Below are 2,336 nucleotides of genomic sequence, written 5' to 3'. Positions count from 1 at the left end.
ACTGCCCCAGGTGCTCGCCCAAGGTCTGGCGCAGGCGGGGCAGAGCTCTGCACCGGAGACCCCGGACGTGCCGGACACCGCGGAGCGCGAAGAGCGCAGCACCGAGCAGGCCCCGGACGCGCGACGCACCGACGACCAGGACGACGACCAGGACGACGAACGGGACGGCGAGCAGGGCGACGGGCGCGTCGCCGAGCAGCGCACCGAGAACGGCGCCGCACCGGGGCCGCACACCGGAACTCCCGCTCCGGCGCCGCCGCCCCCACCACGGCCCGCCCCGACCCGGCCGGCCGTCGGTTAGACCGGCGCGAGCCCGTTGTCGGCAAGGCGCAGAACACGATCGACCCCGATCGCGTCGACGAACGACGCGTCGTGACTGACGACGATGAAGGCGCCCTGATAGGCGGCCAACGCGCCTTCCAGCTGCCCGACGCTGACCAGGTCGAGGTTGTTGGTCGGTTCGTCGAGCAGCAGCAGCTGCGGTGCCGGTTCGGCGAACAGCACGCAGGCCAGCGTGGCGCGCAACCGTTCTCCGCCGGAGAGTGCGTGCACCGGAAGGCCGATGTCGTCGCCGCGGAACAGGAACTGCGCCAACAGGTGGTGGCGCCGGGTCTCCGACAGGCTGGGCGCGAACGCGGCGAGATTCTCGGCCACCGAGCGGTCCTCGTCGAGCAGATCCAGCCGCTGCGACAGGTAGGCGACGCGGCCGTCGGCGACCTCCACCGTGCCCGCGTCCGGCTCGATCTCGCCGAGCACCGTCTTCAGCAGCGTCGTCTTGCCGGCACCGTTGGGTCCGGTCAGCGCGATCCGCTCCGGACCCCGCACCGTCAGGTCGACGCCGTCGAGCACGTCGTACCCGTCCCTGCTGACCCGGATTCCGTTCAGCTGCAGCACCATCCGCCCCGACGGGACGTGGGTACCGGGCAGCTCGAGCACCAGGGCGTCGTCGTCGCGCAGCGCCCGCTCGGCGTCGTCGAGACGGCTTCGGGCATCGTCGATCCGCCTGGCGTGGACGTCGTCGGAGCGGCCGGCCGACTCCTGCGCCCGCCGCTTGCGCGCACCGGCGACGATCTTGGGCAGACCCGCGTCCTTGATGGTGCGCGCTGCGGCGCCCGCGCGACGGTCGGCCCGCTCCCTGGCCTGCTGGCGTTGGTGTTTCTCGCGTTTGAGGAGCTGCTCGGCGCTGCGGACCGCGTCCTGGGCCACGCGCCGGGCATTGTCGACCGCGTCCCGATAGGCGGTGAAGTTGCCGCCGTAGAACGTCACGTCGCCGCGGTACAGCTCGGCGATGCGGTCCATCCGGTCCAGCAGCACCCGGTCGTGGCTGACCACCAGCAGGCATCCGCCGAAGTCGTCGAGCGCGTCGTAGAGCCGGTGCCGTGCGTCGGCGTCGAGGTTGTTCGTGGGTTCGTCGAGCAGCAGGACCTGGGGGCGGCGCAGCAATTCGCGCGCCAGGCCGAGGCTGACCGCCTCACCGCCGGACAACGACCGCAGCGACCGGTCCAGACCGATGTGGGCGAGGCCGAGCCGGTCCAGCTGCGCCCGGGTGCGTTCCTCGATGTCCCAGTCGTCACCGATCGTCGCGAACACACCGTCGCTGGAATCCCCGGCGGCCAGCGCGTTCAGCGCGTCGATCACCTCGGCGACGCCGAGCACCTCGGCGACGGTGCGGTCGTCGAGCAGCGGCAGCGTCTGCGGCAGATAGCCGACCACGCCGTCCACGGTGACCGTGCCGGTGGTGGGACTCAGTTCGCCGGCGATGAGCCGCAGCAGCGTGCTCTTGCCCGCGCCGTTGGCGGCGACGAGGCCGGTGCGGCCCGCACCGACGGAGAACGACAGATCGGTGAACACCGGGGTGTCGTCGGGCCACGAGTAGGACAGATGACTGCAGACAACAGAAGACATGCGGGGAGTGCTTTCGTCGAGGCGTGACGCGCCTGTGGAAACGGGACCCGTCCGGGTGCTACCCGGTGATGTCTTCTCCCAGCATGGTTCCCAGGTTATCCGTGCCGTCAACCGATTAAGTAGCGCCTGAGCATGTCGGTCACGGCGGTGATCTGCTCCACCTCGACGTGTTCGTCGACGCGGTGGGCCAGGTTCGGGTCGCCGGGGCCGTAGTTGACGGCCGGGATGCCGAGCGCGGCGAACCGCGCCACGTCGGTCCAGCCGTACTTGGCGCGCACCTGACCGCCGGCGGCCTCGACGAGCGCGGCGGCGTAGTTGGCCGACCTCAACACGTACGTGGTCTCACCCAGCTCGCCGCCGCCGTCGGCGGTCGCCTGACGGTGCAGCGCGTAGACCGTCAGGTCCGAGGGGACCGAGTCGAATCCGCACGA

The 2,336-nt window shown here is 71.2% G+C and carries 2 protein-coding genes and 1 pseudogene; 1 reads left to right on the top strand and 2 read right to left on the bottom strand.

Annotated elements, in window-relative coordinates:
- Positions 1-301, top strand: a pseudogene (locus ASJ79_RS33400) (ESX-1 secretion-associated protein); the annotation flags it as partial.
- Here the strand turns inward: ASJ79_RS33400 and ASJ79_RS22845 are convergent.
- Positions 298-1,905, bottom strand: coding sequence for an ABC-F family ATP-binding cassette domain-containing protein (locus ASJ79_RS22845; RefSeq protein WP_067960290.1), 1,608 nt, complete (start codon positions 1,903-1,905; stop codon positions 298-300). The pseudogene ASJ79_RS33400 and the gene ASJ79_RS22845 overlap by 4 nt on opposite strands.
- Before the next feature lie 107 nt (positions 1,906-2,012).
- A partial coding sequence (locus tag ASJ79_RS34375) for a M20/M25/M40 family metallo-hydrolase (RefSeq protein WP_231750986.1) occupies positions 2,013-2,336 on the bottom strand: 324 nt, incomplete at its 5' end.

Origin of the sequence: Mycobacterium sp. NAZ190054 (genome assembly GCF_001545925.1) — a bacterium.
In the GTDB taxonomy this organism is placed as follows: Bacteria; Actinomycetota; Actinomycetes; order Mycobacteriales; family Mycobacteriaceae; genus Mycobacterium.
This window is presented reverse-complemented; position numbering and strand designations above follow the sequence as displayed.